15 protein-coding genes, 1 tRNA gene and 1 pseudogene are annotated in these 15,173 nt (G+C 69.5%); 11 read left to right on the forward strand and 6 right to left on the reverse strand.

The genetic code is table 11. From position 1 onward, the window contains the following. Positions 1 to 78: 78 nt before the first annotated feature. From H8B08_RS12650 to H8B08_RS12665, 4 genes are read right to left on the reverse strand one after another with little or no spacing between them, the layout of a single operon-like run. Positions 79 to 477 (reverse strand): DUF2177 family protein, encoded by a 399-nt coding sequence (locus H8B08_RS12650; protein ID WP_187450561.1) that lies wholly within the window; start codon positions 475 to 477, stop codon positions 79 to 81. Next, on the reverse strand, positions 474 to 1,292 hold the full coding sequence (locus H8B08_RS12655; RefSeq protein WP_187450562.1) for a DUF1295 domain-containing protein: 819 nt from the start codon (positions 1,290 to 1,292) through the stop codon (positions 474 to 476). The genes H8B08_RS12650 and H8B08_RS12655 overlap by 4 nt, the downstream gene beginning before the upstream one ends. Positions 1,293 to 1,298: 6 nt before the next feature. Continuing rightward, on the reverse strand, positions 1,299 to 1,952 hold the full coding sequence (locus tag H8B08_RS12660) for a ChrR family anti-sigma-E factor (protein WP_187450563.1): 654 nt from the start codon (positions 1,950 to 1,952) through the stop codon (positions 1,299 to 1,301). Continuing rightward, positions 1,949 to 2,503, reverse strand: a complete 555-nt coding sequence (locus H8B08_RS12665; protein ID WP_187450564.1) for a sigma-70 family RNA polymerase sigma factor — start codon at positions 2,501 to 2,503, stop codon at positions 1,949 to 1,951. The genes H8B08_RS12660 and H8B08_RS12665 overlap by 4 nt, the downstream gene beginning before the upstream one ends. A 183-nt stretch (positions 2,504 to 2,686) precedes the next feature. Between H8B08_RS12665 and H8B08_RS12670 the strand changes: the two genes are divergently transcribed. From H8B08_RS12670 to H8B08_RS12695, 6 genes and pseudogenes are all read left to right on the forward strand, one after another. Beyond that, positions 2,687 to 4,069, forward strand: coding sequence for an NAD(P)/FAD-dependent oxidoreductase (locus H8B08_RS12670; protein ID WP_255500811.1), 1,383 nt, complete (start codon positions 2,687 to 2,689; stop codon positions 4,067 to 4,069). Beyond that, positions 4,066 to 4,848 carry a DUF1365 domain-containing protein gene (locus tag H8B08_RS12675; protein ID WP_255500812.1) on the forward strand — a complete coding sequence of 261 codons (783 nt, stop codon included), beginning with the start codon at positions 4,066 to 4,068 and terminating at the stop codon, positions 4,846 to 4,848. The genes H8B08_RS12670 and H8B08_RS12675 overlap by 4 nt, the downstream gene beginning before the upstream one ends. After that, complete coding sequence (locus H8B08_RS12680; RefSeq protein WP_187450566.1) at positions 4,845 to 5,321, forward strand: TspO/MBR family protein; 477 nt, start codon at positions 4,845 to 4,847, stop codon at positions 5,319 to 5,321. Before H8B08_RS12675 ends, H8B08_RS12680 begins: the two co-directional genes overlap by 4 nt. Before the next feature lie 66 nt (positions 5,322 to 5,387). Beyond that, positions 5,388 to 6,878, forward strand: a complete 1,491-nt coding sequence (locus H8B08_RS12685; RefSeq protein WP_187450567.1) for a PAS domain-containing methyl-accepting chemotaxis protein — start codon at positions 5,388 to 5,390, stop codon at positions 6,876 to 6,878. A gap of 309 nt (positions 6,879 to 7,187) precedes the next feature. Further along, positions 7,188 to 7,973, forward strand: a complete 786-nt coding sequence (gene blaOXA / locus H8B08_RS12690; protein ID WP_187450568.1) for a class D beta-lactamase — start codon at positions 7,188 to 7,190, stop codon at positions 7,971 to 7,973. A gap of 216 nt (positions 7,974 to 8,189) precedes the next feature. After that, positions 8,190 to 8,535, forward strand: a pseudogene (locus tag H8B08_RS12695) (GNAT family N-acetyltransferase); the annotation flags it as partial. Positions 8,536 to 8,614: 79 nt separating this feature from the next. On the opposite strand, the gene H8B08_RS12700 reads toward H8B08_RS12695, so the two are convergent. Further along, a complete protein-coding gene (locus H8B08_RS12700) occupies positions 8,615 to 9,262 on the reverse strand; it encodes a TetR/AcrR family transcriptional regulator (RefSeq protein ID WP_187450569.1) in 648 nt (215 codons plus the stop codon). A 102-nt stretch (positions 9,263 to 9,364) separates the two neighbouring features. Here H8B08_RS12700 and H8B08_RS12705 point away from each other — a divergent pair, with 102 nt between their 5' ends. Then, positions 9,365 to 10,111 carry a CPBP family intramembrane glutamic endopeptidase gene (locus tag H8B08_RS12705; protein ID WP_187450570.1) on the forward strand — a complete coding sequence of 249 codons (747 nt, stop codon included), beginning with the start codon at positions 9,365 to 9,367 and terminating at the stop codon, positions 10,109 to 10,111. Between the two features lie 180 nt (positions 10,112 to 10,291). Here the strand turns inward: H8B08_RS12705 and H8B08_RS12710 are convergent. Beyond that, positions 10,292 to 10,368: transfer RNA gene (locus H8B08_RS12710), tRNA-Met, on the reverse strand. Positions 10,369 to 10,472: 104 nt separating this feature from the next. Here H8B08_RS12710 and H8B08_RS12715 point away from each other — a divergent pair. The 4 genes from H8B08_RS12715 to H8B08_RS12730 all read left to right on the forward strand — a co-directional run bounded on the left by H8B08_RS12715 (position 10,473) and on the right by H8B08_RS12730 (position 15,158). Then, positions 10,473 to 11,522: a glycosyltransferase gene (locus H8B08_RS12715; RefSeq protein WP_187450571.1), complete on the forward strand. Its 1,050-nt coding sequence runs from the start codon at positions 10,473 to 10,475 to the stop codon at positions 11,520 to 11,522. After that, entirely contained in the window at positions 11,510 to 13,249 is a 1,740-nt protein-coding gene (asnB, locus tag H8B08_RS12720; RefSeq protein ID WP_187450572.1) for an asparagine synthase (glutamine-hydrolyzing), read from the forward strand. Before H8B08_RS12715 ends, asnB begins: the two co-directional genes overlap by 13 nt. Positions 13,250 to 13,328: 79 nt before the next feature. Further along, positions 13,329 to 14,552, forward strand: coding sequence for a PQQ-dependent sugar dehydrogenase (locus H8B08_RS12725; protein WP_255500813.1), 1,224 nt, complete (start codon positions 13,329 to 13,331; stop codon positions 14,550 to 14,552). 108 nt (positions 14,553 to 14,660) lie between these two features. Continuing rightward, complete coding sequence (locus H8B08_RS12730) at positions 14,661 to 15,158, forward strand: Lrp/AsnC family transcriptional regulator (RefSeq protein WP_187450574.1); 498 nt, start codon at positions 14,661 to 14,663, stop codon at positions 15,156 to 15,158. Positions 15,159 to 15,173 lie beyond the last annotated feature (15 nt).

Here is a 15,173-nt window from a genome sequence, read left to right on the forward strand (position 1 = left end):
TGTCTGCGCCGAATTCGCCAAGCGAAGACAATCCGCCGCGCGCTCGGAGTAGGCTTGTCTGTCCACGCCCGCAAACCCTCAGCCGAAGCGGCGAGCCGCCAGAAACGCAGCTGTCGCCGTCACGCCCGCCAGGACCGTCCCCCATGTGATGTCCACTAGGGTGAGCTTAAGCGGCCAAACCTTCAGGGTGGCCTGATTGGTCAGGTCGTAGGTGGCGTAGCAGAAGAACCCGAACAGGGCGCCGCGCACCGCCGCCGTCACCCACCGCCCGGAGGCCAGGGCGGGCGAAACGCCGAACAGGACTACGCCTGCAACGAATATGACATAGAAGGCGACCGCCGGCGCCGGCCGGAACCCCTCGGTCAAGAGCGGGGCCAGCGCCGGCCGGTAAAGGCGCGGCCCCATGAGCGTCAGCCACACCGCGTCTAAGGCCGCCATGACCAGAGCGGCGGTTGCGTAGGCGATCGGGTAGGTCATGACCGCTCCGGTTCAACGTTTCTCTTGGGAGGGCGGGGCAGGAAGGCGCTGGTTCGCGCCGCGTAATCGCGCCAGGCCGCACCCCGAGACCGCGCCATGTGCCGTTCGAGCGGCGGAAGGCCGGACACGCGGGTGAGCAGCCAGAACATGTAGAGCGGCGCCAGAAAGGCCAGGGCCCCCCACGGCCACGCGCCGCTCGGATCGACGGCCATAATCGCGAAGGCCAACCAGACCATCCACTCAAAGAAGTAGTTCGGGTGGCGTGACCACGCCCACAGCCCACGAGCACAGACCTTGCCGCGGTTCGCGGGATCGCGCCGAAATGCGGCGAGTTGCGAGTCGGCGAGCGCCTCGCCGCCGGCGGCCGCGACGAAGACCGCGACACCTAGAACGTCCGTGAGCCCCGCGGGCGCGGGGTTGCGGGCCGCCAACCAGGCGGAAAGCGCCAAAAGCGCTCCGGCGAGCCCCTGCAGCTGCAGGAACAGGAAGAGCCGCTGCGGGAAGGCGCGTCCCCATTCCTGCGCAAGTTCGGCATAGCGTGGATCGTCGCCGCCCCGTCGGGTGCGGCTGACGATATGGCTGCCGAGGCGAAGCGCCCAAAGGGCCGCCATCGTCGCGATCAGCCAGTCGCGCGCGTCAGGCTGGCCCGGGGTGATCGGAGCGAGGGCGTACGCGATGCAAAGCGCACCGGTGGACACCGTCCAGATCGCGTCGATCCAGCCGCTTTTGCCGGTGGCGAGCCGCACTCGCCAGGCACAGGCCATGGCGAGGCATAGTCCGAAGGTCCCGGCCGCGATGAGCGCGAGCTCGCTCATGGCGGCTCAGATGCCGGCCAGCTTCTGCACGGCGCGCGCGATCACTCCGCGCACCACCAGCGGCCGGTCGCTGGCGACCAGGCAGACGCACTCCCCTTCCGCCGTGATATGGGGGCTGTGCTCGACCTCGCCGTCCACCTCCGCCAGATCGCCGGCCTCGTATCGGGTGCTCTCGTCCACGAAAGCGCCCTTCAGCACCAGCGTCAGCTCTGTCCCCTGGTGCGTGTGCTGGGGCATGCGCATGCCGCCGCCCACGCGCAGCAGATACGACAACGGCTCGTCCGGGCGGCTCTTAAACACCTGCGCCACCCACACGCCCGGTGCGACCCAGCGGCGGCGGCGAACGGCGGCTGCGACTTCGTCAGGAACGGCGATCCAGTCCTCCGGCGCTGCCACCCCGGTCGGGCGCGCCGCCGTCGGCGAGGCCGGTTCGGGACGGTCCAGCCGCGCCATCGCCAGCGCGAGCGCTTCGGGCGTCATCGGCGCCGCGGCGAGCTCTTCAAGCAAGGCGCCGCCGGCCGCCTCGGCCGCGCGAACGTGCGAACGGCACCGGGGGCAGGCGTGTACGTGCGCGGCCAGCACCAGGGCCTGGGCCGGGCGCATTGCGCCGGAGGCGTAGTCGACCAGCAGGGCGTCCGACGGATGGTGATGAATTGTCATGCCTGGTCCTCCAGGAGCCGACGCAGTCGCCCGAGCGCCAGCCGCATGCGCGACTTCACGGTTCCGAGCGGCACCTCGAGCTGGCCGGCGATCTCGACGTGCGTGCGGTCGTCGAAGAAGGCGAGGCGCACCACCTCTGCCTGGTCGCGCGGCAGTTCGGTGACGGCTTCGCGCAGCCGTTCGTCGCGCTGGGCGCTGGCCAGGAGCACGTCCGGCGCAGGTTCGGCCTCGTTCGCGTCCGATGGGTCTTCCACGATCACCGGCCGCCGCTCCCGGCGCAAGGCGTCGATCCGCAGGTTCCGGGCGATGGTGAAGATCCAGGTCGAGGCGCCGGAGCGCTCAGGATCGTACTGGTCAGCCTTGCGCCAAACTGCGAGCAGCGCCTCCTGCGCGAGCTCCTCCGCCGCCTCCTGCGCCGCCCCGCAACGAAGCATGTAGCTCTTCACGCGCGGCGCGAAATGCTCGAACAGCGCGACGAACGCCGCGCGGTCCTGACTTCGTGCGATGCGCACGATCAGGTCCGCGGCCTCCGACCTGGCCAACTGACTCATCCGGCTCACCGCGCCCCCGCCGTGAGCCCTACGGAAGGACGTTGAAACGAAAGCCGGACGGAGCTGTGCGCTTGCATCCATACCCCTTCTACGAGCGCGCGTCGGCCGCGGATCATGTCCTCACCGTCAAATTGCGCCGTTCGAAATGATCCGGCCACGCGCGCGGCGCGTAAAGAACCACAATTGCTTTACGAGGCCGCCTTGTCTGATCTGTCGCCCTCCGCCGGCCCCCTCGATATCGCCGTCGTCGGCTCCGGGGTGTCGGGCCTGTCCGCGGCCTGGCTCCTCAGCCGGCGACATCGCGTCACTCTCTACGAGCGCGAGGCCAGGCTCGGCGGGCACAGCCACACCGTCGAGGCGACCGCGGCCGGCGAGCCGGTCGCGGTGGACATGGGCTTCATCGTTTACAACGAGGCGAACTATCCGAACCTGGTCCGGCTGTTCGAACACCTCGGGGTCGCCAGCCGTCCCTCCGACATGTCCTTCGGCGTCTCGCTGGAGGGCGGGCGGCTAGAGTACGGATCACAGGGTCTGTTCGCCCAAAGGCGCAATCTGTTCCGCCCGCGCTTCTGGGGCATGCTGAACGACCTGTCGCGCTTCTATCGCGAAGCTCCGGGACATGCTTGCGCCCTGGACCAGGGGCTTACGTCCTTGGGCGACTACCTCCGTCAGCAAGGCTACGGCAGGGCGTTTCAGGACGATCACCTCTTGCCGCAGGCTGCAGCGATCTGGTCGACCTCGGCCAGGAACATCCGGGAGTTCCCCGCAGCGACGTTCATCCGCTTCTGCCAGAACCACGGCCTGCTCGAACTCAACCTCGCGGCACGGCCGCAGTGGCGGACCGTCGAAGGCGGCAGTCGAACCTATGTGCAGAAGCTGGCTGCGGCCGTCTCCGGGGAGGTGCGCTCGGGCCGGGGCGTCCTCCGTGTGCGGCGCGACGCTCACGGTGTCGACGTTCACGAAGCTTCAGGTGAAACGAGGCGCTTCGATCATGTGGTGCTGGCCACGCATGCGGACGAGGCCCTGGCGCTTCTCGATCAGCCCACGAACGAGGAGCGCGCGCTCCTGGGCGCGTTCCGCTACACGCGCAACAGAGCCGTCCTGCACACGGACACGCGCCTGATGCCCCGGCGCCGAGCCTGCTGGTCCAGCTGGAATTACGTGGGCCGCAGACCGGGCCACGGCGACACGGACCTCTGTGTCACCTACTGGATGAACCGCCTACAGGGCTTGCCGGACAGGACCCCGCTGTTCGTCACCCTGAACCCCGGGGCGATCGAGCCGGCGGGGGTCATCCACAGCCAGGAATACGAGCACCCGCTGTTCGACGCCGCGGCGGTGCGCGCGCAAAGAGAGCTGTGGTCGTTGCAGGGGTTGGCCAGGACCTGGTTCTGCGGCGCCTACTTCGGTTCGGGTTTCCACGAGGACGGACTGCAAGCCGGCCTGGCCGTGGCCGAGCAGTTGGGCGGGGTCCGACGCCCCTGGTCGACCGCGGAGTCATGGGAGCGCATTCTCCGCCCGCCGCCGCCGCCGGCGCCGGGGCTCGGAATGGCGATGGTCGCATGACCATGCGCGCATCGGCCCTGTACGCAGGATCGGTCTTCCATCATCGATTGCGGCCGCGCCCGCACCGCCTGCGCCACTCGCTTTTTCAGGTCCTGTTCGACCTGGACGAGTTGGACGCGCTCGATCGCAGCCTCGTCCTGTTCGCGCGGGATCGCTTCAACCTGTTCAGCTTCCATGCGGCCGACCACGGGGACGGAGGAGGCGACCTCGGCCGATGGGCTCGCGCCCAACTCGCCGAAGTCGGAGTCGACGCCTCGGGGCCAGTGCGGCTGCTCTGCATCCCCCGAATTCTCGGCCACGCATTCAACCCGCTCAGCGTGTACTTTTGCCATGACAGGCAAGGCCGCGCGGTCGGCCTGATCTATCAGGTGAACAACACCTTCGGCGAGCGGCACAGTTACGTGATCCCGGTCGCTGAGCCCCACGCCGGGGTCGTGCGCCAGCGCTGCGAGAAGCGGTTCTACGTCTCCCCCTTCATGGACATGTCGATGACGTACAGTTTTGTCGTGAAGCTCCCCGCCGATGCGGTTTCGGTGCGCGTGGACGGAGCGGACGCCCAGGGGCCGATCATCGCCACGGCGTTCTCGGGACATCGTCGCGACTTGACCGACCGGGCTCTGCTCCGCGCCTTTTTCGCTTTTCCCCTGCTGTCATTGAAGGTGGTCGCCGCGATCGGCTGGGGCGCCTTGAGGCTGTGGCTGAAGGGGCTCAGGACTTACGAGCGGCCTGCCCCGCCGCGTCGATCGACGACCGTGCTCGACGCGGGGGAGCGAAAATGAGCGACTTGGCACGGCGACGGCGCTCAGACTTCTACTCAGCCGCGGCATTCGTCGCAGCTTGCGTCGGCGTCAGCCTGGCGATCGGCTGGGTGGCACGTCCGGGGGAGTGGTATGCGGATCTGGTCAAGCCGGCGTTCAACCCGCCGTCCTGGGTGTTCGGGCCGGTCTGGACGTTTCTCTACATCCTGATCGGCATCGCCGGTTGGCGGACCTGGCGGGTCGCGCCGAAGAGCGCCGCGATGGCGTGGTGGGGCGTTCAGATGGGCCTGAACTGGCTGTGGTCGCCGGCCTTCTTCGGGGCGCAGAGGCCGTGGCTCGCCTTCGCGGTGATCCTGGCGCTGCTGGGAGCCATCGTTGCGTACATCGCGGCGGCATGGCGACAGGACAGGACCGCCGCTTGGCTTTTCATCCCTTATGCCGCCTGGGTCGCCTTCGCCGGCACGCTGAACGGCTTTATCGCGACCGCGAACTGACCGCGCGGCCCCCGGGCCTCTGGCGGCGCAACAGCACATCCACCCCGAAAGTCGAGACCAGGGATCATGTTTGGCAAATCAAGCCGCCGCTTCCGAGAGGTCGATGCGCTGCGTGTTCTCGAGCTTGAGGCCCAGGTTGCAGCGATAGACCGATCGCAAGCGGTCATCGAGTTCCAGCTCGACGGAACCATCATACGCGCCAACGAAAACTTCCTCGCGACGATGGGTTACTCATTGTCGGAGGTCGATGGCCGGCATCACAGCATGTTCATGCCGGAGGGAGACGCCGCAAGCTCGGCGTATCGCGAGTTTTGGGAGGATCTGAACCGGGGAGAGTTCATCACGCGCAAGTTCCGTCGGGTGGGAAAGGACGGACAGGAGCGTTGGATTCAGGCCTCGTACAATCCGGTGCTGGACCCGGCAGGGAAGCCATACAAGATCATCAAGTTCGCCACCGACGTCACCGACATCGAGCGCGAGCGCGCGCGGACGGACGCCGAACGGCGGATGGTCGCTGAAGAACAGGGCGGCGTGGTGGCGGCGCTCGCGGAAGCGTTGAGGCGGCTTTCGAACGGAGACCTGACGGCCGACATTCACGCCGACCTCAGCGGCCCTTACCTCCAGATCAAGGAAGACTTCAACCAGGCGGTTCGGGCGCTTCGAGACGCCATGCAGGCGATCGCGACCAAGAGCGGCGGCCTGGCGGGAGGCGCGGACGAGATCGCCCAGACGTCCCACGATCTTTCGAAACGCACAGAGCAGCAGGCGGCGAGCCTGGAGGAAACGGCCGCGGCGCTGGACGAGATAACGGCCACGGTCAAACGCAGCGCTGATCGTGCGCAGGAAGCTGCCGCGATGGCGACCGGGGCGCGATCCGAAGCGGAGCTCTCCGGCGAAGTCGTCCAGCAGGCTGTGTCGGCGATGGGCGCGATCGAGCACAGTTCCGGTCAGATCACGCAGATCATCGGGGTGATCGACGAAATCGCGTTCCAAACGAGCTTGCTCGCTCTCAACGCCGGCGTCGAAGCGGCTCGGGCGGGGGACGCCGGGAAAGGCTTTGCCGTCGTCGCTCAGGAAGTCAGGGCCCTTGCCCAGCGTTCGGCGGAAGCCGCGAAGGAGATCAAGGCCCTGATCTCTTCTTCGACGGCGCAAGTGGAACAAGGAGTTCGGTTCGTGGGCCAGACTGGCGAGGCGCTGACCGCGATCGCCGCCAAGGTGTCCAGAATCGACGGCCTCATGTCTGAGATCGCGGTTGCAACCCAGGAGCAAGCGACGGGGCTGGGGCAAGTAAACACGGCGGTCAATCAGATGGACCGCGTCACCCAGCAGAACGCGGCAATGGTCGAAGAGGCTACGGCGGCCGCCGCCAACCTGAAGTCCGAGGCCGGCGCTCTCGCCCGTCTCGTCGCCCAATTCCGACTGGCGCAGGCGAGAGCGCCGCTGGAGATCGCTGACGTGAGACCGCGCTCGCCCGGGCGACATCCCGCTGCGGCGGCTCAGGCCCGTCTCAGAGCGTTAGCCGGCGGAGGCCGCGGCCCGGCCGTGCAGGGGGAGTAGTTCTGACCGACATGCCCCGCGAACTCGCTCCAGGTGAGCTGGAGTCAGCCGCGCGGGCCCGGGGGGCGTCCCCATCGTTTGGCTCGAAAGCGGACGTTCGGCCCTTCGACGCCGAACTCCGCAACGCGGAATCCAAGCGGCGCCGTCCCGTAGCGGCGCAGGGCGACGGCGGCGTCGAGCAGGCGCGCGCGCGAACGCGCGGATCGCGCCGTTCCAACAAGCTGAACGGCGGTGCCGGACCCCCGGTGGATGGAGCGGGGCCTGTAGGGGCGCTGGAAACGGGGGCCCATACGCTCTAGCCTGTCCCCCATGCGCCCCGTCCTGACCTTAGGCTTGGCTCTGGCCTTCACCCTCTTCGCCGCCGCCGCCCAGGCGCGGCCGGTTTGCGCCGCCGTGTCCGACGCGGCCTCCGGGCGAGTGCTGCGGGCGGAGGGAGATTGCGCGACGCGGATCACGCCCGCTTCCACGTTCAAGATCGCCCTGGCGCTGATGGGGTACGACGCCGGGGAGCTGACCGACGCGCACGCACCGGCCCTGCCGTTCAAGGAGGGCTATGTCGACTGGCGTCCGGAGTGGAGGCAGACGACCGACCCGACGTCGTGGATGGACAGGTCGGTGGTCTGGTATTCCCAGCAGCTGACCGGCCGGCTGGGCCAGGCGCGCTTCGAAGCCTATGTGCGGGCCTTCCGCTACGGCGACGGGGACGTCTCCGGCGGGCTGACGAAGGCCTGGCTCAGTTCGTCGCTGAAGATCTCGCCGCTGGAACAGGTCGACTTCGTGGGACGCATGCTGCGCCGGGAACTGCCGGTCGCGCCGTCGGCGGTCGAGCGCACCCTGGCGTTGCTGCCGACCCGACCTGAGACCCCCGGCGGCTGGACCATACACGGCAAGACCGGCAGCGGCGCGCCGCGCACGCCGACCGGCGCCTACGACGCGGCGCATGAATACGGCTGGTATGTCGGCTGGGCCGAGAAGGACGGGCGCGTCCTGACCTTCGCCTACCTGATCCAGCTGGAGGGGGCGTCGGACCGTTCGGCCGACGAGATCGCGCGCGAGGCGTTCCTGGCCGCCGCTCCGGGCATCCTGGCGCCCTAAGCGTCTGCGCCGCGCCGGCACGCGCCGCGACCTCCGCAACGCGGAATCAGAGCGGCGCTGCTTTTGCGGCGGCGCAGCGTGACCGCGGAGACGGACCGGCGCGCGCGAGCCGTGCGGATCGAGCCGTTCCAACACGCTGAACTGTAAGAGGAAAGTGGTGGCAGGGGGCGCTACAGCCGTAGTCATACAAAGGGCGATCCATGCCTCGGCCGGCCAGCCGACGCGGCGGAGATGATGGCCCTGGCGACGCTCACACAGCCCGGCCCGGCCCGTTCTTCGAGCGGACCCACCAGCTGGGCGACTTCTTCGGCGCGAAGGTGGGCGGGCGGCTGGCTGCGATGGCCGCTTCACCGAGGTGAGCGGAGTCTGCACCCACCCCGACCATCGCGGCCGCGGCTACGCCGGCGCGCTGATGCGGCTGGTCGCGGGCCGGATCCTCGCGCGCGGCGAGACGCCGTTCCTGCACGCCTACGCCAGCAATCGCGGCGCGATCGCGCTTTACGAGAGCCTGGGCTTCAACCTGCGGCGCGAGGTGCTGATGACGCGGCTGACACGCGCGTGAGGGGGCTCATCGTGTGGCTTTGCGGCGGACGGCAGATTGGGGGCGAACTTTCGGTGGGCAGATTCGCTGATCGGCTGCTTCAAGCCGCGGACGGTCGGGTGAGATAGGCCGCCATCGCCTGCGCCGCCTCCGAGGCGAGCGCTTCGTCGTCCAGCGGCAGCATGCGGTCCCACAGCAGCGGTTTGTGCAGCTTGTGCGCCTCGATGATCGTCGTCGCGCTCAGCAGCGCGAAGGTGATCGCCCGGTCAGGATCGGCGGCGGTGATCTCTCGCCGGAAGGGTAGCAGAGCCCGGACGACCAGGCGAAGGTTGGCCTCGGTCAGGTCGACAGCGCGCCGGCGGAACTCCGGGTCCGTCTGCTGGTCGAGGTATCGGTCCAGCGCCCGCAGGAGATTGGTACGCCCGCGATACTGGGCGACCAAAGCGCGGGTGATGGCCTGGAGGGCCGCGCCGAGGGTCAGCCCCGAGAGCCGCTCCGGCGGAAGCGCCGCTTGATTGGCCTCCTGAGCGCTCTCCAGAAGCTGCAGGAACGCCGCCCTGACGAGGGCGTCCTTGTCGGTGAAGCGGCGGTACACGCTGCCGGTCGCAACGCCAGCCCTCGCGGCGACTTCGGGCACGGTCACGCCGGCGAGGCCCTTTTCTTCCAGCAGGGCGATGCTCGCCGCCAGCAGTCGCGCCAGGGTTTCTCGGCTGCGCGCCTGCTGCGGCGCTCTTGGGTCTGAAGGCATCCGTCCGATCGCGTCTCAGTGTGGCGATCCCCGCCAGAGCCCTTGCTCTTATCCGCGATAAATGCGAAAGCAAATTCACATTCACTTCGGAGCGAACCTTCCGTGCATTTGGATCCAGCCGTCGCTCTCCTCGCCGGGGCGATCGCCGTAGCCGGGCTCGTGACGAGCCCTTTTGAGCGTCGGTTCTTCCGGTCCGATCTGACCACCGGGCGCAAGCTCTGCGTCTATGCCGGCTCGATGCTCTTGCTCTGGGCGCTGACGGCGGCGGCCCTCGGCGTCTACGGGTGGACCGCTCTGCGCGAGAGTCCTGCTGGGCCGACAGCCTGGCTCTCCGATCACAGGATCGCCGGGGTAGCGCTCGGTGCAGTCGTCGCCGCCTACTTCGTCATCGGCCTGCTGCCCCTTCTGCAAAGCCTCCGCGGCGCGCGATGGCGACAGGCGTATGCGGCGGCGATTCGCCGCCATGGCGCGGCTTTTCCGGGGCTGCTGCCGAACGACGCGCTCGAATGCGTGGTCTTCGCACTGCTGAGCCTGACCGCGGGATTTTGCGAAGAGGTTCTGTTTCGGGGCTTTCTGATCCGGTTCTTGCACGGGAGCGCACCGGACGTGCCTTTGGCCGGCGCCCTCATCGTCTCGTCCGCGGTGTTCGGACTGAACCATGCCTATCAAGGTGCGCGAGGTGTCTTGAGCACCGCCGTCGCGGGCTTCGCCTTCGGCCTCGTGTTCCTGCTGAGCGGGGATCTGGTCCCCGGCATTGTTCTGCACGTGATGGTGGACCTGCAGGTCGCCTATGTCTTGCGCCCGAGCTTGCAAACGGCTCGCGGCGCCGCGCCGGCGGCATCCCGCTAAAGGTCGCCTGCGGGTGCAAGCGGGCATCGCTCAGCCCGCGCGGACGCCGGCGCCGCCTCCGCAACGTGGAAGCAGAGCGGCGCAGTTTTTTCGGCGACGCCGGGCGGCCCGGGCGGCGCTCCGCAGCGGCGGGACCGCACGCGCGGCGGCGCTCGAACAAGCTGAACTGTAAGGAGAAGGTGGTAGCTGGGGGCGGGATCGAACCGCCGACCTGTGGGTTATGAATCCACCGCTCTAACCATCTGAGCTACCCAGCCACGGGTCCCCCTGAGGGGGGAGCGACGCCCTATATAGGGAACCTTCCTGCCGTTCAAGCCGCCAAAGTTTGACGCGGCGCCGCACGTGTTAGGGTGTGCGCCGCATGCTCGAGCCTCCCCGCGTCATGCACCTGCTGGGCACCACCGCCGAAGGGGGGGCGGAGACCTATTTCCAGAGCCTGGTGTTGGCCTTGGCGCGCGCCGGCGACCCCACTTCGGCGGCGATCCGGGCCAACCTCGGGCGCGAGCACGCGCTGACGAGCGCGGGCGTGCCCTTCCGGGTGTTCGACTACGGCAACCCCCTGGATCTGGGCACCCGGCCGGCGCTGGGGCGCTGGGCGCGCGAGCAGGAGGCGCAGGTGCTGCTGGCCTGGATGAACCGCGCCGCCCGCCACTCGCCGCGCGGGCCGTGGAAGCGGATCGGCCGGCTGGGCGGCTACTACGATCTCAAGTACTACCGCGGCTTCGACATGCTGGTCGGGAACACCGCCGACATCCGCGACTGGATCGTGTCGGAGGGCTGGCCGGCCGAGCGGGTGACCTACATTCCGAACTTCGCCAGCGCCGACAGCTGCCCGCCGGCCTCGCGCGCGGCCGAGGACACGCCGGAAGCCGTGCCGCTGCTGCTCGGCATGGGCCGGCTGCACCCGGCCAAGGCGCACGACGTCAGCCTGCGGGCCCTGCGGCGCATCCCCGACGCCTGGCTGTGGATCGCCGGGGTGGGGCCGCTGGAGGACGAGCTGAAGCGGCTGGCGCGGGACCTGGGCGTGGCCGAACGTGTGCGTTTCCTGGGCTGGCGGCGCGATGCGGGCGCGCTGTACCGGGCGGCGGACGTGTGTGTCTTCCCCTCGCGCTACGAGCCGCTGGGCAACGTGGTGATTCAGGCCTGGGTGCACGGCCTGCCGCTGGTCGCCGCCGCCTCGCGCGGGCCGGCCGGCCTGATCCGTGACGGGGTGGACGGGCGACTGGTGCCGGTGGACGCTCCCGACGCCCTGGCGGAGGCGGTCTGCGCCTTGCTGGCTGATCCGGCCGGACGCGCCGAACTGGCCGCGGCGGGAGCCCGGCGCGTGGCCTCGGAGTTCTCCGAGGACGCGATCGTCGAACAGTGGCGAGCCCTTTTCCAAGCCGTCGGAGGCGCCCGATGTGCGGCATAGCCGGAGTGCTGGGGCGAGGCGCCGAACCGGGCGCCGCGCGGCCGTTGATCGAGAGCATCGCCCATCGCGGCCCGGACGGCGTGCGCGTCGAGGACGGCCCCGGCTGGTCGCTGGGCCACGCGCGGCTGTCGATCATCGACCTGGAGGGCGGCTGGCAGCCGTTGCACCTGGCCGGCTCGACCCTGATCGGCAACGGCGAGATCTACAACTACGTCGAGCTGACGGCGGAGTACGATCTCGACGCGGCCCTGCAGACCGGCTCGGACTTCGAGCCCCTGCTGCACATCTATTCGCGCGAGGGCTCCAGCGCCTTCGAGCGGCTGCGCGGCATGTTCGCCCTGTGCCTGGTCGGCGCCGACGGGGTCAGCTGGCTGGTGCGCGACGGCTTCGGCATCAAGCCGCTCTACTACACCTGGGACGGCCCGACTTTGCGCTTCGCGTCCGAGCCGCGCGCCCTGCTGCCCAGGACCGGGCGCACGCTCGTCCAGGACCGGGTCGAGGAGCTGCTGGCGCTCAACTACACGCTGGGCGAAGACACCATCTTCAAGGGCGTCAGCCGCATGTCGCCGGGCCGCTCGCTGGAGATCCGCCCGGGCCGCGACTGGGCCGAACCGGGCGACGTCGACCAGGTCTGGCTGGCGGCCGAGCCGATCAAGTTCAATAGCCTGGACGACGCGCTGGAGCAGCTGGACGCCGTGCTGGAGGACAGCGTGCGTGTCCACCAGCGCGCCGACGTGCCCTACGGCCTTTTCCTATCGGGCGGTATCGACTCGGCGGTGATCGCCACGGTGATGAGCCGGCTGAACGAACGGCCGGTCACCGCCTTCACCTGCGGCTTCGAGGCGGAGGGCGCGCGCGACGAGCGTGCGCGGGCGGAAGCGGTGGCCCGCGCCCTGAACCTGGACTGGCGCGAGACCAGCTTCGGCGAGGAGGACTTCTGGCGGCTGCTGCCCAAGGTCGCTTGGGCGCTGGACGAGCCGACGACCGACTACGCCAGCCTGCCGACCTACAAGCTGGCGGAGGCGGCCAAAGGCACGCTGACCGTGGTCCTGACCGGCGAGGGCGGCGACGAGCTGTTCGCCGGCTACGGGCGCTACCGCCGCTCGCTGCGGGCGCGATGGCTGGGCGGCCGCCCGGCCGAGCCGCAGGTCGACGCGCCCTTCCTGCGCGACGGCGGGGAAGGGGCGCTGGAACGCTGGCGCGAGATCGCGCTGGACTGGTCCAAGTCGTTCGGCTCGACGCCCCTGCAGGCGGCCCAGATCGCCGACATCAAGACCTGGCTGCACGCCGACCTGCTGCTCAAGCTGGACCGCTGCCTGATGGCCCACGGCCTGGAGGGCCGCACGCCCTTCCTCGACAACAGGGTCGCCGCCTTCGCCTTCCACCTGCCCGACCGGCTGAAGGTGCAGGGGCGCCTCGGCAAATGGCTGCTGCGCAAGTGGCTGGAGCGGCACTGCCCGGCCGCCGACCCGTTCGCGCGCAAGATGGGCTTCACCGTGCCGGTCGGCGCCTGGATCGCCCCGCGCGCGGCCGACCTGGGGCCGAAGATCGCGGCCGTGCAGGGCGTGGCCGAGGCGTGCGACGTCGAGGCGGTGCGCGCCGTGTTCGCCCGGCCGGACCACGTCGAGGCGCGCTGGCCGCTGTTGTTCTATGCGGTCTGGTGGCTGATCCATGTCGGCGGGGCGGAGCCGCAAGCCGCGCTGAAGGAACTTGTCGGCGAGCCGTGATTTCCGGATCGTCAGGGCGGAAACCTGACGGAGGCCGTCGATGAGCATGCGTGGGCGCAGGTCGGCTCGACCGTTTCTAATGACCGTCGCGGTGCTGGCCCTGCTGGCGGCCTGCAAGGACGCGAGCGGCCGCCAGCAAGCCGGGCCGCCGGCCGGCGCCCGTCCGCCCGCCGAGACACGCGAGCCGAACGGGAAGGGCCAGACGCCCGCCTTCCCGAACCAGACGCGCGCGCCGCAGCCGGCCTCGAGCGAGCGCTTCGCGATCCGCACCATCGCGAGCGGGCTGTCGCATCCCTGGGCGCTGGCCTTCCTGCCCGACGGGCGTCTGCTGGTCACCGAGCGGCCGGGACGGCTGCGCGTCGTCTCCCAGGCGGGCGAGGTGTCCGCGCCGGTCCCGGGCCTGCCGAAGGTCGACGCGCGCGACCAGGGCGGCCTGCTGGACGTGGAGCTGAGCCCCGGCTTCGCCACCGACGGCCTGATCTACTGGAGCTATGCCGAGCCGCGCCCCGGCGGCAACGGCACGGCGGTGGCGCGCGGGCGGCTGGTCGCGGACGGCCCGGAGCCGCGGGTCGAGAACGTGCAGGTGATCTTCCGCCAGCAGCCGACCTTCGACAGCACCAAGCACTTCGGTTCGCGCCTGGTGTTCGCCCCGGACGGGACCCTGTTCGTCACTCTGGGCGAGCGGTCGCTGCCGGCCTCGCGGGTGAAGGCGCAGGACCTGTCGACCGACTTCGGCAAGGTGGTGCGGATCAATCCGGACGGCTCCATCCCCAAGGACAACCCGTTCGTGGGCCAGGCCGGCGATCGGCCGGAGATCTGGTCCTATGGCCACCGCAACGTGCAGGCCGCGGCGCTGGACCCCAAGGGGCGGCTGTGGACCGTCGAGCACGGCCCCAAGGGCGGCGACGAGCTGAACCGGCCGGAAGCCGGCAAGAACTACGGCTGGCCGGTGATCACCTACGGCATCGACTATTCCGGCGCGCCGATCGGCGAGGGCGTCACCGCCAAGGCCGGCATGGAGCAGCCGGTCTACTACTGGGATCCGGTGATCGCGCCGTCGGGCATGACCTTCTACACGGGCGACGCCTTCCCGGCCTGGAAGGGCTCGATCCTGATCGGCGGCCTGGTCCAGAAGGGGGTGGTGCGCCTGGTGCTGGGGCCCGACGACCGGGTCGCGGCCGAGGAGCGGCTGCCGATCGGCGAGCGGGTGCGCGACGTGCGCCAGGGGGCGGACGGCGCCGTCTGGCTGGTCACCGACGAAACCGACGGAAAGATCCTGAAACTGTCGCCGGCCGGTGGATGAAACGGCCGCGCTTGTGAATGGCGTTTAGCGAAACTATTGCCAAGAATCGGCGCTTTCGTGTCTAAGGGCGGCAATCCATTTCGTTCCCGCCCGATTCAGGAGCACGCCTTGGCCGAGGCCCTCGACCCCGTAGACGCCCGAATCCTGGACCTGGTCCAGCACGACGCGAGCCTGTCCGTGGCCGAGATCGCCGAGCAGGTGGGCCTGTCGCCCTCGCCGTGCTGGCGGCGGATCAAGCGGCTGGAGGACGCCGGGATCATCAAGAAGCGCGTGACCCTGCTCGACTCCGAAAAGCTGGGCCTGGGCTTCGAGGTCTACGCCATCGTCAAGCTCACCCTGCCGACCAAGGAAAACCTCGACGCCTTCGAGGACGCCGTGGCCCGCTGGCCGGAGGTGGTGCAGTGCGCCACCATCACCGGGCGCGAGGACTATGTCCTGCGGGTGATCACCAAGGACATCCACACCTTCGACGAATTCCTGCGCGAGCGCCTGCTGTCGCTGGGCCTGGTCTCGGACGTGGAGAGCCATATCGTGGTGCGCGGGGTGAAGAACACCACCGCCGTGCCGCTGGGCCTGATCAGCCCGCACGTCGAGCACCCCGAGTAAGCGCGGTTTCGGCGC

The organism is Caulobacter sp. 17J80-11 (assembly GCF_014349105.1).
Taxonomy (GTDB): domain Bacteria; phylum Pseudomonadota; class Alphaproteobacteria; order Caulobacterales; family Caulobacteraceae; genus 17J80-11.